Source organism: Glaciihabitans sp. GrIS 2.15, assembly GCF_035984695.1.
Lineage (GTDB): Bacteria > Actinomycetota > Actinomycetes > Actinomycetales > Microbacteriaceae > Lacisediminihabitans.
In genome coordinates, this window is sequence record NZ_JAXCHU010000012.1 from 18,923 (window position 1) to 42,133 (window position 23,211).

Here is a 23,211-nt window from a genome sequence, read left to right on the forward strand (position 1 = left end):
CGGATGTCGAAGCTCGTCGGAGCACCCCTGCTCATCGGAGCGGTCGCCTACACGCCGAACGTCGTTCCCATCTGGGAAGGTATCCGCGAGTACTTCGACGAACCCGCCACGGCAATGGATTTCGTGTTGTTCTCGAACTATGGCCGCTTGGTCGACGCACTGCAGGCGGAGATGATCGATATCGCCTGGAATACGAACCTCGCGTATGCACGTTCAGTGCTGCAGACCGATGGGCACGTGCGGGCGCTGGCCATGCGCGACACGGACGCCACCTTTTCGACGGTGTTCGTGGCGGCCGCGGGAAGCGGCTGGTCCGGGCCTGGCGACATCGCGACCCGGCGCCTGGCACTCGGGTCGGCGGACTCAGCGCATGCCGCGATCCTGCCGTTGCATTATCTGCGCGAAGCCGGGGTGGATGTCGATCACATGCAAATTCAACGCTTCAACAGTGACATCGGTAAACACGGTGACACCGGTCGCAGCGAGCTGGACGCGATCGACGCGGTGCTCGCCGGCGATGCTGATGTTGCCGCGATCGGCATCACAGTGTGGGAGAACATTGGCCGCGGTGACCTGATGCCCGGGATGCTCGAGCCGGTCTGGCAGACCGAGACCTACTCGCATTGCATGTTCACGGCACTCGACACCCTGCCCGAAGCGGTCTATGCACCGTGGGTGGCGAAGCTACTCGCCATGGACTGGGAGGTACCAGCGCACCGGCGCATCCTCGAACTGGAGGGACTCACCCAATGGGTCGAACCCCACCTCGAGGGCTACAACGGACTGTTTACGGCGATTGCGGAACAGGGCGTCGACTCCCGATGGTAGTCATGGCGCTGATGCGCACCGTAGAACAGATGGCCGAAGGCGATACGGCCGAGTTTGCGGTGGCGTCGGCAAGCGAACTGGACCTCGTACGCCGCTGGTGCGAAAAAACGGGAAACACCCTCGTCAGCACTCTGATGGTCGAACAGGACACCGGGCAGGTGACCGTGGGCCGCGGACGACCGCGCAACCCCGGCAGCATGATCCCCGCCGATCGGATGCCCGGGGCGAGGCTCTGGCTCTACACCAACTTCCACTGCAATCTGGCGTGCGACTATTGCTGCGTTGCCTCATCGCCGAAGACCGACCCGCGTCTGCTTGGCATCGACAACATCCAGGCACTCGTCACCGAAGCCGCCGACTGGGGCGTGCGCGAGCTGTATCTCACCGGCGGCGAACCGTTCCTGCTCCCCGACATCGACGTCATCGTGCGGGCCTGCGTCGACAGGCTGCCGACCACACTGCTGACCAACGGGATGCTGTTCCGCGGCCAGGGGCTTCGCAAACTTCAGGCGATGCCACGCCAAGGCTTCGCGCTGCAAATCAGTGTTGACTCGCCAACCCCCGAGGTACACGACTCGCACCGCGGCGCTGGGAGCTGGAAACGGGCACTTACCGGCATCAGGGTCGCACTCGACGAAGGATTCACCGTGCGCGTCGCCGCGACCATCTCAGCCCACGACGACCCGGCCCTCGATGAGCTGCACGCGCTATTCGACGGGCTCGGGATCCCGCGAGCCGACCAGGTTATCCGCCCCATCGCGCACCAGGGGGTCGCGGAGGAAGGGGTGGCTTTTACGCGGGAATCGCTGATCCCCGAGGTGACCGTGACGGCGGACGGTATCTACTGGCATCCCGTCGCCGCCCTTGACGAGAACGCGCTCGTGAGTCGCCAGATACTGCCCCTTGCCCCCGCGCTCGACCGGGTCAGCGAACTTTTCACCCAACAGTGGTCGTCAGTAACGGCCACCACCTCGATGTTCGCCTGTGCCTGAAACGAAACGGGAACGCCATGACTACGACCACCCGAACAACCAGAGCGTCAGTCGTCAACCAGATCGAGACCGGGCGTCCCACTCGTGCGGTGCTCGCCGCTGTGCGGATCGCAGTGGGACTGATGTGGCTGCAGAACGTAAACTGGAAACGACCACCCGACTTCGGGCAAGCCGCGCACAACAGCCTGTACCAGTACACCGCTGACGCGGTGAAGCATCCGGTGCTCGGAGCTTTCAGCTGGCTGGTACAGCATGTCATCTTCCCCAACTTCGTGCTCTTCGGCTGGGGAGTGCTGATAGCGGAATTCTGCCTCGGCGCGTTCCTGCTCGTCGGATTCTTGACACGCTTCTGGGCGACCATCGGCATCCTCCAGACCATCGCCATCACCCTCTCGGTGCTGAACACCCCCGGAGAGTGGCAGTGGAGCTACTACCTGCTGTTCGCAGCGCAATTCGTCATTCTGGGAACCGCCGCCGGGCGGATCGCCGGTGTCGATGGAGTGCTGAGACCCCGGTGGTCGCTCGGCTCAGGTCGGCCGGCTCGGATGGCGATGGTTCTCTCATGAGCGCCACCACACCTACCGGTAGTACAGGTTCCCCATCAGCGGTCTGGCGCACCCGGGGCCTGATAGTCGCAGGTTTCACCGCGCTCTGCTCGCTGTTCTCGCTGCTTCATTACACGCCGCTACAGTTCGTCTCAGTCAACCTGGTGCAAGCACTCGTCCTGGTCGTACTCGGTGCCCTCCCCGCGCTCGGCTGTGCGCTGCGGTTGCCCGTGCTCCTCATGGCAGCCGGCGCGATCCTCATCGTCGTCGGGCTGGTGCGCCTCGTCACCTACGCCGCGACTATCGGTATCATCTCCGGCTCTGTCAACGCCGCCGCCCTAATGATCGGACTCGGCACCGCCCTGATCTCAATATGGATCACCTCGCGGCCGATGCCAAAGCGTGGTTGATAACACCAAGGTTGATTGGCCGGGTCCAACATGCCCGTCGTCAAGACCACAAGCGCACTCCGCACCCTAAACGGTGCGAGCTACGCTTTGCCCCTCGGAAGCACAGGGCGGTGGGTGGGCAGGCCACGAACAACCCTCCATAGTGTTGCAACGCGGTGCAGCATCAGCATGCTCGGAAGCTAAATAATTCGGCCTCCGCGCTGTTGCACAAGACGTTCCGCTTACCGGACGCCCTCCTCTGGCGAGATAGTGCCTATCGCGGCCTGAATCGTCCGAATATTCGACCCAAGGATGCCTGACGAGAGAAGACCGGAACCGAGCGGGCCCGCGGAGTTCGCTCCAAGTGGTGGCAACTGCTGAAGCGTTGCCCGGACTTCTGCATTCATATGCTCGAGTTGCCAGGAGATCTCGTCGGAAGCGGCCGTGGGTTGGTCCGAGGCGGCCAGCCCGGCCGCTTTCGCGGCGTAGGCGGCTGCGCCGAGAGCGTGCGCACCCATGTGAGCGACTCCGGAAGCTTGTCCAGCAGCCCGGGCGGCTGCCACTGCCGCGGGAGAGCTCACTGCGTGCGCGGCTCGACCAGCAACGAAGCGCTGACGAATTTCACCGGCGGCATCACGTTCACCCTGAGCAAATGCCCGAGCGCGAGCGATGGCATCGCGTGGTCGATGGTCTGTCGGAGCCTCGGTCTCGAACAAGACCAGGACTCGCTCAGCGCAGTCCGCCGCCCACATTGCGACGAGGCGGCGGTCAGCTTCGCTCAGTGACTGTGGGGAAAGCATCCCAGCATTCTCGCATCCCGTCCCACTGGGCATCCGGCTTGCAAGAATGTTTCCCGCAGGGTCCATGGCCTGCATGAGCGTGAAATTGCTACCTCCGTAAGCGAAGTAGGAATGCTCATCGATTCGCTCACCAGCAAGAGCGATCGCCTATGCCACTGAGCGAGTTGCGGACTATGCGTCTGGATGGACCGCTTCGTGTGGGCGCAGCTGGGGGCCATGGGCTTGGAATACCGTGAGGAACGAGAGAGCCGAGGAATGAACGGCAATGCACTCACCGCGTAAACAACGCCGGATGATGGGGCAATTACGGTTACAGAACCGGTAGCACTTACATCTACACGTCTGAATTGGTGACATGCCCGCAACTGGGGCAATGGTGGAACGTGGTGGTCGGTCTCTACGTGAACGGTAGTTGCAAATATGGCGCATCGGCGGGAGCCTTGTCACTTTGATAAACGCAAACTTCCCAGCGCTATTCATGATTGGGAGAATTTTCGAGCCCGATAACAATGGCGTTTTGGCGACGGTATTCGAAAGTTAGGAGGGCTGTTGACGCCGACTGAATTCACCGTTTGAGTTCGCCGGACGGGTGGTGCGTTCGTTGAGCGGAAGGGTCCATCCAATACGCTGCCACGATGTGGAGAAAGGCAATACAAGTCCGACTACCTCGGACAGATCGTGTGCTGATTACCGGGTTCTTACCTGCGACACTGGCGGGACGAGGACGACCCGTTAAAATTCACTCTATGACCAACACCACCATTGACGAGATTGCACCAATAGAGGACGACAAGCACGCAACTTGCTTGGTCCCTCTCGCCGACAGACCCGGGGTCACCGCCGTGATCCCCCAACCAGATCTTGGTGATAGTGTCCTCTCGCTGGCTGGCGGCCTTGTCCGCGACGCCATGCGTCTAGCCTCCGACCCAACCACGACGGGAGACACGGCGTGAGCTTTGCACCAAACCCATCGGAGGAATCGCGATTGAGTGCCGGGCGAGAGTTGTTGGGAGCACTTCTCGCTCCGACAACTCATCGGGCACGGATCATTTGGACCGCGGGGGTTGGCATTGTCATCATCCTCGTCGTCGGGCTGGTTATTCGAACCGGCCACTTTGACTTTGCTGTCGTGAAGTTTTTCAACGGCTTCCACAACGGAGCGGTCGGCTCACTGACAAACGCCGTCTACATAATCTTCGAACCGGTATCGGCCATCGTCGGAACAGTGGTGTTCACTGGCATCATCCTTGCGCTGACGCGAAATCTCCGGGTGGCGTCTACCTTCGCTGCCACTATTGCCGCAACCTGGCTTTCTCTGGCAGTCGTGAAGCTGGTCGTGCACCGACTCCGTCCGGATGCCTCTCTCCTACCGTTCCCGTTCAAGCCGGCGCAAATCGACGCTTCCTACCCGAGCGGTCACGCGGCCTTTATAACTGCTCTCGTGGTCACGATTGTGCTCGGGCTTGGCGCGGGTCGCAGCCGCTGGTTGGCCGGAATCATCGGTGGGCTTTTCATCCTCGGAGCGAGTACAGCGCTAGTCATCGATGGGGTCCACTTCCCGAGCGATGTCATCGCCTCCATCATCTGGGGGATCGTAGTCGCACCATTCGTCCGAATGATCTGGGTGTCAGGTGTGCTTCGCGGCGTTGATGACGCCAGGTCGCGACGCAGGCGAGACGTTGGACAACCCGAGTAGTAGCCATCGCCAGACGAGTGATCGAGGGCTAAGAGAAACTCCAGGCAGTCGACTCCCGCAACAGCCAGAAGGTCCCACTTCGCTGAGGCAGTATCGATTCTTAGCCACGACGCGGTCGGATGGCCGCTCGGGCAGTTGATAACGTGCGGGTCTCTGGAGGGATAAGTCGTCAGAAGATAGCTATTGCGCTCGGCAGTGCAGCTGTTGCTGCACTCAGCGTGTGGGTTGTTGAGCAGTTTTCGAGCAACCAGCCCTGTCGTGCCTCGGTGCGTATCCAGGAGTGATCCTGGGGACGGACGCAGGATGCCCGGTAGCACCGAGATCCGCCAGCTTTGCAGGATCTCGTGCACCTCATTGCGGGCGAATACCGTGAAACCGTTCATCGCGGATCACCCCATTTCGCCGGGAAGATTCTCACGGTTGGTCATTGCTGGGCTCCTTTTCCAGGAGGTTGTCCATCGCATCTTTCCTGTCCTTCCGCGTAGAGGTGATCACTCCAGCCTTCGTGAGCCGAGAGAGCAGCGGTAGGCGGTGCCCGCAGTGATGGCCAATCCGCGATACTCGCCGAGACGAATCTCAGGAGTGATCTCATCCGTGGCCAGGATCGGAGGCCAGTGCCGCGGTCCATCCAGTTCGATGCGAGTGGTCACGGCAAGCCAGATTCCAGGATTTCCACCGACGGGTCAATTCATTGACAACGATGCACCGCACCAGCGGGTGAATCACTATTCAGCGCAATTTAGCGAACCTCAGGTGGGCTGGTCAGTGCACCCGATTATGGAGCGCTCGTGACCGCGCGACTTCAGGTCCCAGCTGCCCGCTGCCGAGGAGAAGTCCAGCGTGGTGCGCTTGCGCCACAACGAGGGCACGCTCGTCGCGGTCCGCGGTCCGCGTGCTCGAAGCCGAGTTTTTGCTCCAAGGGTCCCGAACGGAGCGAAAACAACCGCCCGCGGGATGCGCGCAACCGGGCAGCGTCCGATAGGGCACACCCCTCGAATCGGGAACTTCAGCCTGTGTGCCAGGACCGATCGCGACCGCACCGCTGAGGATGAGCGCATGACATCCGGAGGGAGGGGGTGGAGGATTCAAGAAATCGAACTTGACAAGGCGCCCCGATAGGCGCATCCCCCCGGTAGGTGTCATACCAATGACACGCGGATAACCCAGTCTACTGGGTCGGCCTACTGGGTCGGCGCCGACAGCTCCCATCGCGGGTAAAGTATCGGGAGCCCTGCGGGAACGCCGAAGACGATCGCGTCCGAGCGATGACCAACTCCCTGTCCGATGATCCGGTGTGTGGTCATCCCGGATGCTTGTGCAGCAGCGTTTGCGGTGTCGGCCTCAGCACCGTAGTAGTGGTCATTCGATCCGCTGGTGAAAATCGCGAGCATATCCGCGTATCGGGTGTTCCCCATGATTGTGAGCGGGAGCTCGGCGTCATACTGGCTCCGGTTTCCTCCGAATCCAAGGTTTACGGTCGAATCTATCGAGCCAAGCGAGGGGCTTATCTCACCAGAGACGTCGAGGATCGAACCAAAAACCTCGGGATGTTTCGCCCCGAACGAGAGAGCGCATTCCCCTCCGTTCGAGTACCCGCCGATTGCCCAGTTCAGTCGACCATCCGCCACATGAAGGTTCTGCCGAACATAATTGACCACATCGGTCATCACGTAGGTGTGCACGTTTCCACGAGGCGAGTCGATGCACAGCGGGTTCTGTGTTGGGCTCCCGATCTGGTCGATTGTGAGCACAATCGGACCAAGACCCCGGTTGGCTGCGGCCAGCGAATTGAGGGTTGCGAGGAACTTGCCGCTGCTGTCGGGCCCGCCGGGCTGTCCCATCATCATTATCAAGATAGGCAATGGGGGAGGATCGGCGACAAGAGCCGCAGGCGGAAGGTACAGGTAAGCCAGTCTGGCCACGAACCCGGACGCAGTGCTGGGGATGGCGACAGTTCCGTACTGCCCCGTCGCGGGCATTCCCGCTGGTGCACTCCACCTTTGCCAGAGTGGTTTCGGCGGAATGGGCACAGCGGTCGGTGACGGGGTCGCCTTCGGGGTGGGGTCTGCCCGGGGAACTGACAGCGGATCCGCGATATTTATGCCCATCAACGACGCCGGGGTCGAATTGAGTCCGTAGCTGGCGTTGATGCCCAGGGTTGCCGTGGCGAGGAACAGAATAACGGCTGCACTCGCGATCGCCTTACGCCACCACCGGGAGGTCCAGATGTTCGCGACTGCGACGCCGACCGCAGCAAAGGAGCCCACAACCCACGCGTGAGTGTCGAGTTCCAGCGGCGTACCGAACAGATTGAGGAAGACTTCGCAGATGACGATGACCAGCACACCAGCTGCTGCGCCCCCGAGCGCTGAGAATGCGATCACCATGATCCATCGGCGTCTCCGGACCCAGGTGCTCGGCAATCCGTCGTCCGCTCGTCGCGCGGGTACACGGTGCGATGCAAGGTAGACCAACATCGCAAAACTCGCGACACCGAAAATGGCAACGATTGTCCCGTCTACGATGTTGAGCGAAAGCAACGAACCCATAGTGCAACGGTCTCCCAGTGAGCGGACAAATTTAGCCGTGCAAATCATACGATGCAGCGATGAAAATTCCCGTCACCGAAAGTTGTCTCTGCGGCGGCAGCGAATTTACCTCCCCCGAACTTTCTTCTGACGTCGTGCGTACCGTCATATATGATTCTGATTCGTATGGAAGTTCTTAACGAAATCCGGCGCGAGAATTCGCGAGTCGAAGAAATTACCGTTCAGTGATTCGTCGAATGAAGCACTTCAGGTCCAAGCCCCGTCACCGGAGTGCCCGCACCGGCGATCGAGGGCCCGCCGCGGACGCCGGCTCCATCAGCCTGCGGCCAAGTCGAGGACGACTGACCGCTGCCCTGTCGGTCATCGCTATCGGAGTGATCGGCGCGTCTATCTTGGCCTACAACTTCCCGATTTCGAGCCAACTCTCCGCGGCGGCGGGATCATCCACGGCATTGCGACGGGCAGTCCCAGGACCGGCGACATCCACCCCCCGTGACATCCACGAGGCCCAAACCAAACCAAGCGTCACGGGGACCCCGGGAGTCAGTGCAACGCCGGCAGCGATTGCCCCGAGCGTTTTACCGGCCGTCCCCTTGCGCGTGCTGACCATTGGTGACTCGATCATGAAGGGGTTTGGATTGGAGCCCGGCCAAGCGTGGCCCGAGTTGATTTCGCAACAGGATGGATGGTCCCTCAGCGCCCTCGCCTGTAATGGAGCTGGCTTTCTCGCGATCGGTGCCGCTGACGATTGCGATAGTAATTTCTCGTCGATCGTGAAGGGGGCGAGTGCGCTGCAACCGGATCTTGTAATTATCGAGGGCAGCAGTAACGATTTTGGAATGTCGAATTCCGCGCTCCTCGAATCGACCGTAAGCGCAGTATCCGATTTGCAAGCGGAGTTTCCGCGGGCGAAGATCGTGGGGCTGAGCGCAGTATGGGGTGACACGACGGTGCCGGATGAGATCGCTGAGATCAATTCGCAAGTGCAGCAGGCAATGGCGCAGGTCGGCGGCACTTACGTCGATCTCGGGCAACCACTGAGTGGTCACCCCGAGCTTATGCAGGGTGATGATGTTCACCCGACGGCTGCCGGGCAACGCGTGTTGGCAGCTGCGGTCAAGGAAGCTCTCATCCCGGCCACCCAGGCCGCCACAGTTGCGGCGGCCGGTCAACCGTAACCGGCAGGCCGGTCTGTTAGGGAAACTCGCCAGTCGCAGTCGGCGGCACCCCGCCGATCACCTCTTGTAGTCGCCGTTTAGCGCGCTGGGCTCGTCACGCTCTCCTCGCCTCCCCATCGTCTCCGCTGATGAACTGGCGACCATGAAAACTTCGGGCGAGACTATCGAGGTCGAGATTGTGCCGCCCGTGTTGGCCTGGGCCCAGGCGGGGACCACCGACCCGAACTGCAAACACCTCACGCAGTGAAAGGTCGCAATCCGGTTACAGGCCGCGGGTACCGGGCAGATAAGGGAAATTCTGAGTTTGCTCTGACCCCGTGGACTACTTGGCAGAAGGGTTTGCCCCTCCGCTGGAACGATGTATGCCAGCGTGGCATCGAATCCCGGAGAGCTCGAAACCGACATCATTGAACGGAAATGACGCCCATCATCCCATTGTCCTCGTGGTCGAGGATGTGGCAATGGTAGACGGCAGTACCCGTGAAGTCCTCGAAAGCGATGCGCACCCGCGATTGGCTGTGGGCCGGCACGTTCACCACGTCCTGCCAGGTCGGCGTCTCCACAGAGTGACCGCCGATCTCGATCACCTGCATGGGCCAGACATGCAGGTGGAAGGGGTGATCCATCGGGCTCGTGTTGACGATGGTCCACTCCTCAATCGCGCCGGCCGCCACGGACTGGTCGACGCGGGCTGCATCGAAGCCCCTACCGTCGATGGTGAATCGCATCATTCCGGAGCCCATCCCATCCCCGCCCATCCCGGCTCCGCCCATGGCAAGGATGAGGGTTCTCTTCCGGGCTATCGCGTCCGACCGGAGGTCCCGGGGAGTGGAGACCGGCGGGCTTGGCAGCGGGGATGCCGCGGTCCCGGAAACGCGAAGCGTGGCAAGTCTGATTGTCTCGCTCGACTGTGAGGTTCCGCCCATCATGCCTGCAGGGGAACCGCGATCCACGGGCAGCGCCTGGAGTACCGAGGAACCCGCCACCATGGTGACGAGAACATCGGCTCGGTTTCCGGGCGCCAGCGCGAGGGCATTCACCGGGCGGGGCATCCCGAACCGGCCGGAGTCGTTGCCGAGCAGCTGCAAGGATTGCCCGTCAAGCCGGAGATCGAGATAACGCGACGTGCAGGCGTTGACAATCCGCCAGCGTTCCCGATCTCCCGGGTGCGCCGTCATGGTCGCGTCGAGCTGGCCGTTCACCAGCACGGTAGAACCTTCCCGCCCACGCATCCGATCCATCTGCGATGTCGCCGCGATATTCCCGAACGCATCGAACGACAGGTCCGAGATGATCATGACTCTCTCGACTGTCGCGGGGATCGGCGTGATGTCGTCAACGATGATCGCACCATAGAGGCCCCCGAACACCTGCTGAGCAGCCAGTCCATGGTGGTGCGGGTGGTACCAGAAGACCCCGGGAGGGTGGTCCTTCGGGATCTCGTAACGGTACTCCGCGGTTGTTCCCGAATCGATTCGGCGAAACACGTTGTCGCCCGAGCCCCTTGGGGACACGTGAAGCCCGTGGGTGTGGAGGTTCGTTGGATCATTCAGCCGGTTGGCGAGCGACACCGTCACCGTGTCTCCCGGGCCTACCCAGAGGGTCGGCCCCGGAAGGGAGCCGTTGTAAGTGAGGGCATTGACCGTCGTGTCGCCGATTTTCACCGGTGATTGGCTCGCGGAGAGATTTACTTCGAGACGGCCGTTCGCGCTGTGGAGCAGCTTCGGTTGCACGAGCTCTGCGCCGTTCGAAGAACGGGCGATCGATCCAGCGTTCGTCGTCCATTCCCAGGCCAGCCCCGCGCATCCGGCGACCACGAACGCGGCTCCGACTCCGCCAAGGGTGAGGGCAGACCGCCGACTCAGCGGCTCCATCAGGAGTCAAGTCCGAGAGCCGTCATACGCTCTCGATACTCCTCAGTGGTGAGTTCCCCCCGGGCGTAGCGCTCGTCCAGAATCTGCTTTGGTGACGGCGCACTGCCCGCAGGAGTAGAGCGAGTCAATGGCGTGTCGGTTCGAGGAGGGGTTTGCCTGCGCACGAGAACGATGATGAGGATCACCACGCCGATGACGACCAGGACGCCGAAACCCCATGACCAACCGCTCATTCCGTAATTTCCCCACATCATCGTTTTGCCTCATTCCTGAATTGGTCTAATCGTGTTGGCGGTACCCGTTCCTACAGCCTTGTCGGGGGGCACGCGCACGCACAGGGCAGAAGGTCCTGATACTGAAGGGCCCATGCGTCGGAGTCGACGAGCGCCTGCTCAGTATTTGGCTGCAGGTGAGAGGAGCATGGCTTCCCTCGGTAGTGCGCTGCTGTGAGCGACCGGCACTCGTCGATAGGTTTTACGGCCGTGCAGCGAGGCCAGATCGTCGTGTGCCCTGCTCGTGAGGAGGCGCGACCGACGTCAATAACTTACCCATCGAGGTCGTTGTCATCATGAGCGCGGTCCATCATCGCGTCGATGAGATCACGTGTGGGATTCTGATCGGTGAGGAATACCCAGGGGGCCTACGGCTTCGGGGCGTCATCATCCGAAGAAAAAGTGCTCTGGCGGATCGTGTAACGCGTGACATCACCGTTGAGGATCCGGCCGTGGTACTCGATCAGGTTGCTCGTGCGCAGATTGTCCGGCGAGGGGGCCAGGACGACGCTGTAGTTCGGCACCAGGCGAGTCTGAACGACCGGGCACCACCGGTACACCTTTTTGCCCGTCGCCCAGTCCGTTTCGGTTGCGGGGGCGTTGCCGATGAGGATGCTGTAGGAACCCGACGGATCGAGCTCGATCGCTTGGTCGATCATCCGGTCTATCAACAATTGAAGTTGCACTGGTGGACTCCTATCGTGAATTGTTTTCGGTCCTGGCCTCGGAGCTGGACGCCGCTGAGATGCGGGAGACGTGGCTGCGAGCGTGACTGACGGCCTTGTCGAGATCAGTGAAGAGGTGGTTCTGGTGTCGGAGGGAGGTGATCACGCCCACCCGCGTGGCCACTCTCAGGTGTTTGGCTTGAATGCCTTTGATGAGGACGGTGATGCCGCGACGTTCCAGCCCGTGAATCATTTCGGTGATGACACGCGCACCGGTCGCGTCGAGCACTTGGAGTTCGGACATGCGGATGATGACGACGGAGACATTGTCGATTCTCGTAACCCGTTCGAGCATGCGGTCTGCCGCTCCGAAGAAGAGTGCACCGTCGAGGCGGAATAGGGCGATGTGCTCGTCCTCGGGTTGAGTCGGAGTGGGCAGTTCCTCCCGATGAACCCCTCCGGACCTTGCCAGGTTTCGCAACGCGAAAAATGCGGCGACGGCGATGCCGATTCCGACAGCGACGATGAGGTCGACCGAGACGGTGATGATCGCGGTGACGATGAACACGACCGTATCGGAACGGGTTGATCCGATGACGCTGCGCACCGTAGAGACCGAGACCATTCGCGTTGCGGTCACCATCAGCACTCCGGAGAGGGCGGCGAGGGGGATCTGGGAGACGACCCCGGTTGCGAGGTATACGACGCCGAGGAGCACGATGGCGTGAACGATTGCAGCAAGTCGGGTGCGTCCTCCGGAGCGCAGGTTTACGGCGGTTCGAGCTATCGCACCCGTGGCCGGCATGCCGCCGAAGAATCCTGACGCGATCGATGCCAGACCCTGGCCGACGAGCTCACGATCAGCGTCGTAGGGGCCAGTGTCGGATATCGAGGCGGCCACCCGTGCGGAGAGAAGTGATTCGATAGAAGCCAGAGCCGCTACCGCCAACGCGGGTCCGACCAGTGCTTGCAGGGCGCCAGGGTCGAACGAGGGGAGCCGGGGGGTGGGTAGGGAACTCGGAAGTAGGCCGATTTTCGCCAGGGGAAGGGCGGTGACTGCAGCGATCACGGACACGACGATTATGGCGATGATCGACCCGGGAAGCTTCTTATGAATGCGTGGGGCGAAGACCATGATCAGCGCGACGAGCGCGACCGAGGCCAGTGGCCAGGCCACCGTAGCGACATCCACGTGAGTCAACGATTGGACAGCCGAAATAAACGCGTTGCTGCTCGACCCTGGGTGGGAGCCCACGGCCGCGGGAACTTGCTGGAGAAAGATAATCACAGCAATCCCGAGTGTGAACCCCTCGATCACCGGCCAGGGAATGTAGGAGACGATGCGGCCGAGTTTCGCGGCACCGGCCCCGAGAACAACGATGCCGGCCATCAGGCTGACTGTGGCAACCGCGCCGACTCCGTGGGAGGCGACAATCGGTCCGAGAACGACCACCATTGCTCCGGTCGGCCCGGAGACCTGAATGTTCGAACCGCCAAAGACGGCGGCGACAATTCCGGCGACGATCGCGGTGATCAAGCCAGCTTCTGCGCCCGCGCCGGAGCTGACACCGAACGCGAGAGCCAACGGCAATGCAACAATGCCAACGGTGATCCCAGCAATGATGTCGCCGCGCCAGGTGCGGGTGACTGAGCGATAGTCCGCCCAGCTGGGGAGGAGGGATCGGACGTATCCCGCGATCCTCATGCTGTGCTCGAGGTCGGGTCTTGGAGCTCGGCGTGTGGTGCGACGTCGGCCATGCTCACCGTCGACGCCAGCTGCTGCTGGGTTGTTTGGAGTATTTCGACCAGCAAGGCGCGAGAGATAGAGAGCAAGTCGGCGACCTTGGGGTAGGCGAGCCGGTAGAAGACCTGGCTCGCACGCCGTTCCGCAACGACGAGGTTATGGCGGCGAAGGACCGAGAGGTGCTGCGAGAGGTGGGAGGCTTCCAGGCCCGTGTCGGAAAGCAAATCTGTCACGGACACGTCACCCGCCCCGGCGAGAACCTCTAGCACTCGAACACGCACCGGGTGGGCCAGGCCCTTGAACAGGTTGGCCTTTACCTCGTAGAGCGGACGATGCACATCGGAGTATTCAGACAGGGGTCCACGACTCCCCGGGCTGACAGCATCATTTAGCCGCCCGGCTTCCCGCGAAGAGCTCCTCGTAATCAATGAATTCATCAATTTATCATATCGTAAATTATGGGCGGTGCCCCTTAGCGGCCGAATCTGTCACTGCCAATGCGCCGCTTCCGATCGGCGCAAGGCGCAGGCGTGCCGGGCGGGTGAAGCCCGGTGGCAGGACGGGTAGCCAGATCGCTGCGTGCGACGGGAGCAGGTTCCATGGCTTTGGCGGTGGAGTCGCGCGCTCCGGCTTCTCTTCGGGGCATCCGGATCCCGTGTCCTTCCTGCCTCGGCCTACGTGGAGCATCGGATGCCAGTGCCTCAGGTCTTTCGCGCCGTTCGCCGCGGCACCGCGCCGTTGAATGTGTTCGATCTTGACGAGGTAGCGGGCCACTTTGCTGGCTTTGGAGCACTTGCTCGCCGTCGCTCCCGCCAGCTCGCTCGCCCAGAGCGTGCCGTGCAGCCGCTGCGTGTGGCTCGCGGCATCAACGGTGGCAGCCTGAGGTCGGCCTGTATTGGGGGCTGCAAGGGAACCTTCACGAGCACGTCATCGTGCACCACTCGGTACTCTCTGATTAGATTTCAACCGAACGCGGATCGGACTTGCGCGCCTCCCATGCCCGTATTTCTTCAGCTTGTCTTCGGGGGATCGGCTGGCTGCGCATCGCCTTCGACTCGCCGGAAACGCGCTGTTTCGAACTCGCCGACACCTCATCCTTAGTCCGGCTAGCATTCGGCCGCAGGCTCACGCCGCTCGATTCGCCGCGAGCGGCTCGGCTGGTATAGTCGTCAAGTTGGGTTCTACCCGACGCATGCGCCCGTAGCTCAGCGGATAGAGCAATTGACTACGGATCAATAGGTCGGGGGTTCAAATCCCTCCGGGCGCACCACATAACATGGGTTTGACCGGCAGTTGTTCTGAAATCCGGTCGGACCGCCGTGCTCGGTGCCCACATCCTGCCTACACTTCAAAAAGTCCTGGCTCGAAGTTCGGGCAGATCGCCGAGCTGGCAGTGCGCACTGGCCGCGCATCTGTCTGGCTTCTGTCGTTATTCAGGATTTTTACCTATTGACCTCAAAGCAGAAGGTCACGGGATGAATCCGATTGGTCACGCCCTCCGCGTAGGAGATTTCTCGTATGCCCGTTGAATCCGGCACCCCTTGGCGCGAGTTACACGTTCTGAATCGGGAGCTGTAGGTACGACGCGTGCTCGCCTCCCGTGTGAATCATGTGCTGGCCGGCATTGGCGCCGACGTACTCGCGGATGCCGGGCATCAATGTTCCGAGGAGGTTCGCGGCGCTGATGATGAAGCGCAGCTGCTCCCCGGAGTGGAACGCGAGGCCGATCGGCAATAGGTCGATCTCGATATTCACGATCTGTTCCGGGGCGAGCTTCTCGACGCGATCGAAAGTGTGGGCGGGCACATCCTCGCTTGACAGGTTCTCGTCCAGGTTGCGGGCAGACACTCGCAGCCGACCGTCCGAGCCCTTGTACCGCAGGATTGTGGCCCCGTGATCCGTGAGATCGTGCGCAATGGCACTCTGGTTGGGGACGGTGACGGCTTGCAGCGGCGTCCCCCAGGCGTCGAGCTTCTGCACGAGTACGAAGAGGTCCATATCGTCGGACCCACGCGCTTCAACCCAGAGGTGCGCTTTCGGGTAGCCGACCATCACGGTCTCCTCATCGAACCGCGTGATGAACGACACGGCGTTGGGATTCGACGCCACATCGTAGGCGGCGGATACCTGCGCGCGGGGCACCTCGGTGGTAAGTGTGCGGGTGAGGCCGTCGAGGTAGTACTTCGTGGACGTTACGTCCTTCGGCGGGAAGGAGTCAGCGGTCAGCCCGACTTGATCGCCGCCCTGCAGATCGAGAACCGAGTACCGCACGCGCGGCGTCTCCTCCAGCCGTTCTCCTCATCCTTGAGGTATTGGTCGAAGAATCGGCGCAGGTCCTCGACGTTCACTTCGTCGTAGTAGTCGGGCCATTCCTGGCTGTTGTGGATACGCAGCCACTTGCTCTCGGATGCGATCCGGCGCCAAATGAGGAAGGGCCCGCGGTGTGCAGCGTGTTCGAGTAACTGGCCACGACGTACGCCGGCACGGTGATCTTCTCGAACTCCGGGATCTTGTTCTCCCACAGCTCAGTGATCTGTGGGTAGCGCTCCACCTCGGTGAGAATGTCCTCTTTCTGGTTCTTTCCGAAGAAGCTGCCGTCCTGAAGCTGCTGGGCGAACCCCGTGTCAGGCATCCCGCCGCGCATCACGAGATCGCGGTAGACGTCACTGACGCCCTCCCACGGGTTGATCGCTGCGAGGTGCGGGGGCTGCTCCGCGGCGGTGAACCACTGCGCCACTGCGAGGTAGGAAGTTCCGCTCATCCCGACCTTGCCGCTGCACCACTCCTGCTCGGTAAGCCATTCGACCCGTCGTAACAGTCCCGGCCTTCCTGCCGGTCCCACAACACACTGTTGCCGTCGGAATCGATGACACCGCGGATGTCAGGGTTGCAGATCGCATACCCCTGAGCGCACCAATAGGCGGGGTCGGGTGCCTCGAACTTTTTACTGCCGACGGGACGGAATACGTCGAGGTAGATCGTCACTCCGTCTCGGAGCGTGATGGCGACATCCTTCTCGAAGACGATGTCGACGGGCACCGGCAGGAACTGTGGCGCGATCTGGAAGCCGGCCTCAAGAGTTCGGGTTCCCGGCTCGAATGCCGTCAGTATTCCCGTTCGGCCGGGCGGCAGCGGCTGCGATGCACTGTAGATCCTCAGGTCTTCGCTCATGATGAGTTCCTTCCCTTCGTGGCTCAGGAGCCAACTCTCCGAACGCTGCGATCGAACGCTGATAACGCGTAAAACTGGACGCTTGTTAAAAGGATTTTTCCTCACGGAATTCGGCTCATGGCCAAGGACACAATCTCCCTGTCCGCTCCGAAACGGCCGGGACGACGACCGGGCTCCAACCGGACTCGCCAGCTCATCCTCAGTGCTGCCCGCGGCCGCTTCTCCGAGGACGGTTACGCCGGAACCACTATCCGAGCAATTGCCTCGGACGCCGGAGTCGACTCGTCGCTCGTCATGCGGTTCTTCGGGTCCAAAGAAGATCTGTTCGGGGCCGTCATGTCGATCACTCCACACGCGCTGTCCCGCTTCGCTGAAGCCTTCGACGGCCCCGAAGCCGGTGTCGGTGAACGAGTGGCTCGCGCCTTCCTCGGCATCTGGGAGGGCAATCCTGTTGACTCCGAGCCGCTACTCGCAATGCTGCGCGGCGCCATGGGCAACGAGCAGGCCGCGACTCAACTGCGCGAGTTTCTTGAGGCTCGAATCACCGAGTCGCCGGTTGCGCGACGCGACAACATGGGGGAGACCGCCCTTCGAATCGCACTCGCGTCGTCGATGCTCGTGGGTGTCACGGTCGGGCGTCGCATCGTGCGTGTTCCCGCTCTCGCCAACGGGAGTGCTGAGGCGCTCATCCACCTACTCGCACCGGCCCTCCAGTCGATCCTCGGTGACCCTGATCGGTAACCGTCGTTTTCCCGAGCAGGAGCGAACCGGTCGAGAGTGGTGATTTCAGCGACGCTGTGCGGCTGCTCGCCGGCCATCAGCCGCCCATAGTTCTCCGCGGTCGGCCGGGCCCTACTCAAAAGCAGATGATGCATGATGAGGGAGATGTTTACTCCCACCCGAGCTGCCGGCCTTGAAACCCTCGCCCTGTTTGTCCCTCATGCAGGGACGGATTACACGCGAGACCGCAACCACGACACTGGACCCTCCCGCGACAACGTCTCCGGTCTCTCCCCGTACCTCCGCCACAGGCTCCTGACCGAGCGCGAAGTGGTTTCGGCTGTGCTCGAGAAGCATCGGTTCGGCGCCTGCGAGAAATTCGTCCAGGAAGTCTTCTGGCGTACCTACTGGAAGGGGTGGCTGGAGCAGAATCCCGAGGTGTGGCGGCGGTATCGCCGTGATGTGGCAGAGCTCGGGCTCGCCAGCGGTACGCAGTCCGGTAGCTACCGCGAAGCCATCGCTGGGCGCACCGGGATTGATGCGATAGATGCGTGGGTACACGAGCTTGTAAATACCGGGTACCTGCACAACCACACCCGCATGTGGTTTGCGAGCATCTGGATCTTCACGCTCGGCCTGCCCTGGCAACTCGGCGCGGACTTTTTCTACCGCCACCTTCTTGATGGGGATGCCGCCTCCAACACGCTTTCCTGGCGGTGGGTTGCCGGGCTCCAGACCGCCGGAAAGACCTATCTGGCGACGGCATCGAACATTTCCCGTTACACCGAGGGCCGGTTCTCGCCATCGGGACTCGCCACGTCGGCACGAGCGCTCGTCGAGGAGCCACTGCCGTCGCGGGCATCGATTGCTCCCGCCGAACCGACCCCCTCAGGCGCCCGTGTGGGGCTGCTGCTGCACGAAGAGGATCTGGAAGCGGCGAGCCTGCGCGCCGAGAATTCCTGGTTCGATTCGGACAGCCGACTCGTCGCTATCGCCGGATCCGCCGACCCCGACGAGCGCTCGCCCTCCGGCGCCTCGGATGCAGTCCGTCGATTCACGGCATCAGCCCTCGATGACGCCGCCATTCGGGCGTTGGACTCTCTCGGGCGACCGGCGAGAGTGCTGCCCGACGCACTTCCCTCTACGGTTCTGCAGTGGGCCGAATCTGAGCGTCTCGATGCGGTGGTTATGCCGTACGCTCCGGTTGGCCCGGTGCAGGAACGGATGCTGACGCTCGGGGCCGTTCTTGCCTCGGAGGGAGTGACGCCCACGACCGTCAGGCGGCGCTGGGACACACTCGCTTGGCCACACGCCTCGCGCGGGTTCTTCCCTTTCCGTGAGCGCATTCCTGAACTGCTGCGTCAGCAGGGCTTGTAAACCCGGCAAATTTATCTCGGGCGACAGGATCGTCGTGTCGTGCGTCGGAGGCAATGAGATGAAGTTCGGCAGACTCACGCAGATGCCGACGGGTTAGCAAGAGGCCTCGGTGTGGCCTCCCGATCTTCGAGACACTCCATGGGTTGAGCTTTAGCGTCGGGGTTGATTGTGCAGCCCGAAGAACTCCGGAGGGCCGCGTCAGGGCCCGGTCTGGAGCAGTCGGAATGACATCGAATCGCGGGTGTGAGCTCTCGTTTGGTCACTCACGGTGAACGTCATCTGAATTCGCGTTCGATCGTTCCGACAACCCAGAGATGACAATCTATGCTTGCAACATCGTCAGGAGTCAAATGAGTGAAAAGCCCACTGTCCTGTTCGTGTGTATCCATAACGCGGGTCGCTCGCAAATGGCCGCTGGCTATCTGCAGGAACTCTCTCGGGGCGCCGTCGAGGTGCGCTCCGGTGGGTCCGAGCCGGGGGATCAGATCAACCCGATGGCGATCCAGGCGATGGCCGAGGAGGGCATCGACATCTCGCAGGCGGTGCCCCAGCTCATGACGACCGAGCAGGTCGAGGACTCAGACGTGGTCATCACGATGGGTTGCGGTGACGTGTGCCCGATCTTCCCCGGAAAGCGCTACGAGGACTGGGAGCTGACTGACCCGAAGGGCAAGTCGATCGACGAGGTCCGCCCGATCCGCGACGACATCAAGGCGCGTGTTCAGGCACTGCTGGCCGAACTGCTGCCCGCCACGATCTGATCGGCCTCGCCGCGACTGACTTCAGCGACCTGCGAGCACTCCGCGGTCACACCCATCTCGCCAGCAAGCCGACCCGTTTCGCGACGGATCGACTGGCTTCGCTTGCGCAATCGAAGGGTTCCATCGACCACTCTGTGCCCGAGGTTCTGTTCGTGTGTGAGCAGAATGCTGGTCGCTCTCAGATGGATGCGGTGCTGACGAACCTGCTCTGAGACGGTGCCGCGCAGGTTCGCCAGCCGGTTTGAGCCAAGGTCCTCACGATCCGGACAGGCTCTCCGTGATTCCGGGCGGATCTTGGAGAAACCGCATAGCCGTCTCAACAGCAACCAGAGCCGCCACAGCAACCGGTCTCGCAACAGGAGCAGGTTCCTAAATGCGGATCGTGGGCATGGTGTTCTCCTTCTCGGTCAGGCAGAACCTGATTGGAGTGGGAGATTGGCAGGGGGGTCCAGCTGGATTGCGACAGCGGCGCGCGGCAGTCGGACGAGACATCATCCGGCACGGGGAGAGCTTTGGGCACGCTCACAGCACGACAGTTATTTGATGTCTATCGAATATGCATCGTGAAACGCACTGAGGTCGTCACATGATGTCCTGGCGGCACAGTGCCTAATTGTTCTTCCCAGGGAGGGCACATCCGGCGTAAGTTCTGCACGCTAGCGACAATGATCTTCGCGCCCGCCTGCGGACCGGACCATCAGCGGGCGACAACTTAGACCGTTGTGTCGAACACTGGGAGATTACAATTCGATTCAGCTCGTTGCTGCCCTCGCTCCTCGCCACGCAGCGACGGCGGACCACCCCAGGAACAGAAATAAGAGCACGATGCACGCGGTCGTGGCTCCCGGCGTGAACTGGGCTACCCCCGCAGAGATCGCGACAACAACGAAGCCAATGCGGCGGATCTTTCCCGACGCGGCACACTGGGTCACGACGACGACGAGGATTGCGGCAGCAATGGTGTACGCAGCGAAATTTGCTTCATAAGTCATACTCAAAAATATCGACAGTGCACATCTTCAGCTGACAATCCATAGCCGAATCGACATCGCGTACTTCTGCCGGTCGCGCAGCTGTTCAACCGCGATGACTTCCGATTCCGAATCGACAGGCCGCCATATGCATCCCACGAGCACTCAGGGCAGGGGGCCACGCCGCGCTAGTGCCCCAGCGAAGAGGACGTGAAGCAAGGGGAGCGCAGACACGCTCATGAGGACGGTTCCAAACACAACATCCTCGGCACGAAGCAGGATGCCGCCGATCAGCAGGGCAGCGAACACGATCGCCGAGATGAGTTGCCGTCCGGTTCGCGCGAGTCCGCTCAGCCGGCGCTCGAGCCGTGGGGATTGCACCGAGATCTCGCCCGCCTCGATGCGCGTCGTCAGGGTGTCGAGTCGCTGGGGTAGCCGGGCGATGAGGCCGCCGACCGACACGACCTGCTTCCCGACCTGCTGGAGCAGGTTGCCGCCCTCCGCGCGGATCAGCTTGCTCGAGTACGGCTCGACGGCATCCCAGATATTGAAAGTGGGGTCGAGAGAGCTGCACATTCCCGAGGTCAGCGACATCGCGCGCACGATGAGAAGGAAGTTTTCCGGAAGCTGGAACGGTAGCGAGCGCACCAGATCACCGAACTCCAGGGCGAACGCGCGGAACTCGCGCGGGTCGACCTCCTGCAACTCGGCGAAGCCCATCCCGCCGAATCGGGCGAACAGCTTTGTCATCGCTCGCTCGAGTTCTGCGGTGTCGGCGGACGGTAGCAGCACACCCACCTCGCGGATGCTATCCACCATTCCCTTGCCGTCGCGGGATGCGGCCGCGATGACCAGTTTGCGAAGACCCTGGCGCAGAGCTTTGGGTACTTCGCCCATCATCCCGAAGTCGATAAAGGTGAACTTCCAGGCCCTGGATCCGTTCGCCTCCACCACGCCGGCGCCGCTGAGCGGCGTCACGAAGATGTTGCCGGGGTGCGGGTCGGCGTGGAAGTAGCCAGAGAGGAAAAGCTGGTCGAACATGACGGCCGCGAATTCAGTGGCAACGTCGGAAGGATCGATGCCGGCTGCCCTCAGCCCGTCGACATCGTTGATCTTGATGGCGGTCACGTCTTGCAGGGTCAACACCCGCCGAGTTGTGCGCTCCCACACAAGTTCGGGAACGCTCACTCGAGAGTCGTCTGCAAAGTCCTGCGCAAAGCGCTCTGCGCTCGTCGCTTCGTGCAGATAGTCAATCTCCTCGAGGCTGGTGAATGCAAACTCCTCGACCAGGGCGGGCATGTCAACGCGATCCGAGACGACGCGCACATGACTGAGCCAGCCGGCGACCCGGCGGAGAGCACTGAGGTCGACATCGACGATCATGCCGATGCCAGGCCGCTGTACCTTCACGACGACGTCGAGCAGGCCCGTCTCGGCGGCATCCGCTTCCGATAGCCGAGCGCGGTGGACCTGACCGAGGGATGCCGCCGCCACCGGTGTCGGGTCGACGAAGGAAAACGCACGCTCAAGGGTCACACCCAGTTCAGCTTCGGCGAGGGCTCGGATCGCCGGAAAGGGCACCTGGGGAACTTCGTCTTGCAGGCCCTCGAGTTCCCTGGTGATCTCCGGCGGCAGCACATCGAGCCGTGACGACATGAACTGGCCGACCTTGATCATGAGGCCCCCGAGGTCGACCGCGAGCACGTGAAAGTGCTGCGCAATGCGCTTAAGTCGCACCGACCTACCCCGCGCTGCGACGCGCGCGAGCCCGATCCGCGGCAGAAACAACTCGTACCACCACGCCTGCGCTAGATACCGGGCAGCGAACCGCAGGATCCTTCGGGAGCGGGCACGCATGTTTGCAACGTCGGTCATCTAATCTCGGTCATCTGATTTCGGTCATCTGATCTCAGCGGCGCCGACGTGCGGGTGGCAAGTCAGTCCTGGGCAAGGATCGCGTAGAGCTTACGTCGCGCTTCTTCAAGAACTGCGACAGCCTGTTTCACCTGCTCCGGGTTGCCGGAGCGCCCAACCTGAGCGGCTGCCTGAGCCAAGTCGATGCCCGCCCGCGGTAGCGCGGTCGCGCGAGCGCCATCCCGACCATTCTGCGCTTCCCACGGCGCGGGGTGATCTGCCGCGGCGTCTGCTACCTGTCGTCCCTCATCCGTGAGCGAGTATGTCTTGCGACCGTTGGACTCCTCGGCAACGATGAAGCCCTCGTCAGCAAGGAGTTGAAGGGTGGGATAGACCGAGCCGGGACTTGGCTTCCACGCGCCGCCGCTGCGTTCCTCGATCTCGTGGATGATTTGATAGCCGTGCATCGGCTTCTCGGCGAGAAGGGCAAGCACCGCCGCGCGCACGTCGCCGCGTCCCATTCTCTGCCCGGACTTCCGATCGAACTGTCCGCGGAGCTGGTCCATTGCGTCCCACACCGCGCCGCCTGGCCAACCCTCGCCGCCGCCGCGGCGTCCCGTAAACCCTTCACCCATAAATGAACTGCTCATGATGTCCTCCTCAGCGTCATGGCCACTCTGGCTCGACGATACTCAACGATATATCGTCAGCCTGGGGAGTGCCCGTGCGCAACATCCGGCCATAACTCCTGCTGTACCCGCACCCCTCACCGGGAAGCAGCACCATCCACCTCCCGTTTTTGCGACCACCGTCGTGTGTGAACAC

The 23,211-nt window shown here is 62.0% G+C and carries 24 protein-coding genes and 1 tRNA gene; 11 read left to right on the forward strand and 14 right to left on the reverse strand.

All coding sequences use genetic code 11. The features are described 5' to 3' along the window. The first annotated feature begins 3 nt into the window (after positions 1-3). From RCH11_RS15150 to RCH11_RS15165, 4 genes are read left to right on the forward strand one after another with little or no spacing between them, the layout of a single operon-like run. Positions 4-828, forward strand: a complete 825-nt coding sequence (locus tag RCH11_RS15150; protein ID WP_327057856.1) for an Rv1680 family SBP-like protein — start codon at positions 4-6, stop codon at positions 826-828. Positions 829-857: 29 nt separating this feature from the next. Then, a complete protein-coding gene (locus RCH11_RS15155) occupies positions 858-1,820 on the forward strand; it encodes an Rv1681 family radical SAM protein (protein WP_327057857.1) in 963 nt (320 codons plus the stop codon). Positions 1,821-1,837: 17 nt separating this feature from the next. After that, a complete protein-coding gene (locus tag RCH11_RS15160) occupies positions 1,838-2,386 on the forward strand; it encodes a DoxX family protein (RefSeq protein ID WP_327057858.1) in 549 nt (182 codons plus the stop codon). After that, positions 2,383-2,775: an Rv1678 family membrane protein gene (locus RCH11_RS15165; RefSeq protein WP_327057859.1), complete on the forward strand. Its 393-nt coding sequence runs from the start codon at positions 2,383-2,385 to the stop codon at positions 2,773-2,775. The genes RCH11_RS15160 and RCH11_RS15165 overlap by 4 nt, the downstream gene beginning before the upstream one ends. Before the next feature lie 221 nt (positions 2,776-2,996). On the opposite strand, the gene RCH11_RS15170 is transcribed toward RCH11_RS15165, so the two are convergent. Beyond that, complete coding sequence (locus RCH11_RS15170; protein WP_327057860.1) at positions 2,997-3,554, reverse strand: putative immunity protein; 558 nt, start codon at positions 3,552-3,554, stop codon at positions 2,997-2,999. Between the two features lie 746 nt (positions 3,555-4,300). Here RCH11_RS15170 and RCH11_RS15175 point away from each other — a divergent pair. Both RCH11_RS15175 and RCH11_RS15180 read left to right on the forward strand, forming a co-directional pair. Further along, positions 4,301-4,507 carry a hypothetical protein gene (locus RCH11_RS15175; RefSeq protein WP_327057861.1) on the forward strand — a complete coding sequence of 69 codons (207 nt, stop codon included), beginning with the start codon at positions 4,301-4,303 and terminating at the stop codon, positions 4,505-4,507. Between the two features lie 32 nt (positions 4,508-4,539). Next, positions 4,540-5,250, forward strand: coding sequence for a phosphatase PAP2 family protein (locus RCH11_RS15180; RefSeq protein WP_327057862.1), 711 nt, complete (start codon positions 4,540-4,542; stop codon positions 5,248-5,250). A gap of 491 nt (positions 5,251-5,741) precedes the next feature. Here the strand turns inward: RCH11_RS15180 and RCH11_RS15185 are convergent, their stop codons facing one another. Both RCH11_RS15185 and RCH11_RS15190 read right to left on the reverse strand, forming a co-directional pair. Further along, a complete protein-coding gene (locus tag RCH11_RS15185) occupies positions 5,742-5,900 on the reverse strand; it encodes a hypothetical protein (protein ID WP_327057863.1) in 159 nt (52 codons plus the stop codon). Positions 5,901-6,431: 531 nt separating this feature from the next. Next, positions 6,432-7,799 (reverse strand): alpha/beta hydrolase, encoded by a 1,368-nt coding sequence (locus tag RCH11_RS15190; RefSeq protein WP_327057864.1) that lies wholly within the window; start codon positions 7,797-7,799, stop codon positions 6,432-6,434. A gap of 236 nt (positions 7,800-8,035) precedes the next feature. On the opposite strand from RCH11_RS15190, the gene RCH11_RS15195 reads away from it, so the two are divergent. Beyond that, entirely contained in the window at positions 8,036-8,977 is a 942-nt protein-coding gene (locus RCH11_RS15195) for an SGNH/GDSL hydrolase family protein (protein WP_327057865.1), read from the forward strand. Positions 8,978-9,381: 404 nt separating this feature from the next. Here RCH11_RS15195 and RCH11_RS15200 read toward each other — a convergent pair whose 3' ends face one another. The 5 genes from RCH11_RS15200 to RCH11_RS15220 form a co-directional block, all read right to left on the reverse strand. Continuing rightward, positions 9,382-10,851 (reverse strand): multicopper oxidase family protein, encoded by a 1,470-nt coding sequence (locus RCH11_RS15200; RefSeq protein WP_327057866.1) that lies wholly within the window; start codon positions 10,849-10,851, stop codon positions 9,382-9,384. Beyond that, positions 10,851-11,084, reverse strand: a complete 234-nt coding sequence (locus RCH11_RS15205) for an SHOCT domain-containing protein (protein WP_327057867.1) — start codon at positions 11,082-11,084, stop codon at positions 10,851-10,853. Before RCH11_RS15205 ends, RCH11_RS15200 begins: the two co-directional genes overlap by 1 nt. 407 nt (positions 11,085-11,491) lie before the next feature. Further along, positions 11,492-11,809, reverse strand: a complete 318-nt coding sequence (locus RCH11_RS15210) for a hypothetical protein (protein WP_327057868.1) — start codon at positions 11,807-11,809, stop codon at positions 11,492-11,494. A gap of 10 nt (positions 11,810-11,819) precedes the next feature. Beyond that, positions 11,820-13,493 (reverse strand): SulP family inorganic anion transporter, encoded by a 1,674-nt coding sequence (locus tag RCH11_RS15215; protein WP_327057869.1) that lies wholly within the window; start codon positions 13,491-13,493, stop codon positions 11,820-11,822. After that, on the reverse strand, positions 13,490-13,870 hold the full coding sequence (locus tag RCH11_RS15220; protein ID WP_327057870.1) for an ArsR/SmtB family transcription factor: 381 nt from the start codon (positions 13,868-13,870) through the stop codon (positions 13,490-13,492). Before RCH11_RS15220 ends, RCH11_RS15215 begins: the two co-directional genes overlap by 4 nt. An 856-nt stretch (positions 13,871-14,726) precedes the next feature. Here RCH11_RS15220 and RCH11_RS15225 point away from each other — a divergent pair. Then, positions 14,727-14,802: transfer RNA gene (locus RCH11_RS15225), tRNA-Arg, on the forward strand. A gap of 281 nt (positions 14,803-15,083) precedes the next feature. On the opposite strand, the gene RCH11_RS15230 is transcribed toward RCH11_RS15225, so the two are convergent. Genes RCH11_RS15230 through RCH11_RS15240 form a run of 3 tightly spaced genes read right to left on the reverse strand, consistent with a single transcriptional unit; the run spans position 15,084 to position 16,703 of the window. Continuing rightward, positions 15,084-15,821 carry a CocE/NonD family hydrolase C-terminal non-catalytic domain-containing protein gene (locus RCH11_RS15230; protein ID WP_327057909.1) on the reverse strand — a complete coding sequence of 246 codons (738 nt, stop codon included), beginning with the start codon at positions 15,819-15,821 and terminating at the stop codon, positions 15,084-15,086. 55 nt (positions 15,822-15,876) lie between these two features. Continuing rightward, positions 15,877-16,293 (reverse strand): CocE/NonD family hydrolase, encoded by a 417-nt coding sequence (locus tag RCH11_RS15235; protein ID WP_327057871.1) that lies wholly within the window; start codon positions 16,291-16,293, stop codon positions 15,877-15,879. Then, complete coding sequence (locus RCH11_RS15240) at positions 16,290-16,703, reverse strand: hypothetical protein (RefSeq protein ID WP_327057872.1); 414 nt, start codon at positions 16,701-16,703, stop codon at positions 16,290-16,292. The genes RCH11_RS15235 and RCH11_RS15240 overlap by 4 nt, the downstream gene beginning before the upstream one ends. Positions 16,704-16,820: 117 nt before the next feature. Between RCH11_RS15240 and RCH11_RS15245 the strand changes: the two genes are divergently transcribed. The 3 genes from RCH11_RS15245 to RCH11_RS15255 all read left to right on the forward strand — a co-directional run bounded on the left by RCH11_RS15245 (position 16,821) and on the right by RCH11_RS15255 (position 19,561). Further along, positions 16,821-17,444 carry a TetR/AcrR family transcriptional regulator gene (locus tag RCH11_RS15245; protein ID WP_327057873.1) on the forward strand — a complete coding sequence of 208 codons (624 nt, stop codon included), beginning with the start codon at positions 16,821-16,823 and terminating at the stop codon, positions 17,442-17,444. 144 nt (positions 17,445-17,588) lie between these two features. Beyond that, positions 17,589-18,800: an FAD-binding domain-containing protein gene (locus tag RCH11_RS15250; RefSeq protein ID WP_327057874.1), complete on the forward strand. Its 1,212-nt coding sequence runs from the start codon at positions 17,589-17,591 to the stop codon at positions 18,798-18,800. 350 nt (positions 18,801-19,150) lie between these two features. Beyond that, on the forward strand, positions 19,151-19,561 hold the full coding sequence (locus RCH11_RS15255) for an arsenate reductase ArsC (RefSeq protein WP_327057875.1): 411 nt from the start codon (positions 19,151-19,153) through the stop codon (positions 19,559-19,561). Positions 19,562-20,313: 752 nt separating this feature from the next. Here the strand turns inward: RCH11_RS15255 and RCH11_RS15260 are convergent. From RCH11_RS15260 to RCH11_RS15270, 3 genes are all read right to left on the reverse strand, one after another. Further along, the gene (locus RCH11_RS15260) at positions 20,314-20,553 is read right to left on the reverse strand and encodes a hypothetical protein (protein WP_327057876.1); all 240 of its coding nucleotides are present in this window, start codon (positions 20,551-20,553) and stop codon (positions 20,314-20,316) included. Positions 20,554-20,697: 144 nt separating this feature from the next. Then, on the reverse strand, positions 20,698-22,407 hold the full coding sequence (locus tag RCH11_RS15265) for an ABC1 kinase family protein (RefSeq protein WP_327057877.1): 1,710 nt from the start codon (positions 22,405-22,407) through the stop codon (positions 20,698-20,700). Between the two features lie 62 nt (positions 22,408-22,469). Next, positions 22,470-23,036, reverse strand: a complete 567-nt coding sequence (locus RCH11_RS15270; RefSeq protein ID WP_327057878.1) for a PadR family transcriptional regulator — start codon at positions 23,034-23,036, stop codon at positions 22,470-22,472. Between the last annotated feature and the right edge of the window lie 175 nt (positions 23,037-23,211).

Bases quoted from the DNA above. Each gene is read 5' to 3' on its own strand.
- RCH11_RS15150 (WP_327057856.1), top strand. From the start codon at position 4: ATGTCGAAGCTCGTCGGAGCACCCCTGCTCATCGGAGCGGTCGCCTAC.
- RCH11_RS15155 (WP_327057857.1), top strand. From the start codon at position 858: ATGGCCGAAGGCGATACGGCCGAGTTTGCGGTGGCGTCGGCAAGCGAA.
- RCH11_RS15160 (WP_327057858.1), top strand. From the start codon at position 1,838: ATGACTACGACCACCCGAACAACCAGAGCGTCAGTCGTCAACCAGATC.
- RCH11_RS15165 (WP_327057859.1), top strand. From the start codon at position 2,383: ATGAGCGCCACCACACCTACCGGTAGTACAGGTTCCCCATCAGCGGTC.
- RCH11_RS15170 (WP_327057860.1), bottom strand. From the start codon at position 3,554: ATGCTTTCCCCACAGTCACTGAGCGAAGCTGACCGCCGCCTCGTCGCA.
- RCH11_RS15175 (WP_327057861.1), top strand. From the start codon at position 4,301: ATGACCAACACCACCATTGACGAGATTGCACCAATAGAGGACGACAAG.
- RCH11_RS15190 (WP_327057864.1), bottom strand. From the start codon at position 7,799: ATGGGTTCGTTGCTTTCGCTCAACATCGTAGACGGGACAATCGTTGCC.
- RCH11_RS15195 (WP_327057865.1), top strand. From the start codon at position 8,036: ATGAAGCACTTCAGGTCCAAGCCCCGTCACCGGAGTGCCCGCACCGGC.
- RCH11_RS15200 (WP_327057866.1), bottom strand. From the start codon at position 10,851: ATGGAGCCGCTGAGTCGGCGGTCTGCCCTCACCCTTGGCGGAGTCGGA.
- RCH11_RS15205 (WP_327057867.1), bottom strand. From the start codon at position 11,084: ATGAGCGGTTGGTCATGGGGTTTCGGCGTCCTGGTCGTCATCGGCGTG.
- RCH11_RS15215 (WP_327057869.1), bottom strand. From the start codon at position 13,493: ATGAGGATCGCGGGATACGTCCGATCCCTCCTCCCCAGCTGGGCGGAC.
- RCH11_RS15235 (WP_327057871.1), bottom strand. From the start codon at position 16,293: ATGAGCGGAACTTCCTACCTCGCAGTGGCGCAGTGGTTCACCGCCGCG.
- RCH11_RS15240 (WP_327057872.1), bottom strand. From the start codon at position 16,703: ATGAGCGAAGACCTGAGGATCTACAGTGCATCGCAGCCGCTGCCGCCC.
- RCH11_RS15245 (WP_327057873.1), top strand. From the start codon at position 16,821: ATGGCCAAGGACACAATCTCCCTGTCCGCTCCGAAACGGCCGGGACGA.
- RCH11_RS15250 (WP_327057874.1), top strand. From the start codon at position 17,589: ATGTTTACTCCCACCCGAGCTGCCGGCCTTGAAACCCTCGCCCTGTTT.
- RCH11_RS15255 (WP_327057875.1), top strand. From the start codon at position 19,151: ATGAGTGAAAAGCCCACTGTCCTGTTCGTGTGTATCCATAACGCGGGT.
- RCH11_RS15260 (WP_327057876.1), bottom strand. From the start codon at position 20,553: ATGACTTATGAAGCAAATTTCGCTGCGTACACCATTGCTGCCGCAATC.
- RCH11_RS15265 (WP_327057877.1), bottom strand. From the start codon at position 22,407: ATGACCGACGTTGCAAACATGCGTGCCCGCTCCCGAAGGATCCTGCGG.
- RCH11_RS15270 (WP_327057878.1), bottom strand. From the start codon at position 23,036: ATGAGCAGTTCATTTATGGGTGAAGGGTTTACGGGACGCCGCGGCGGC.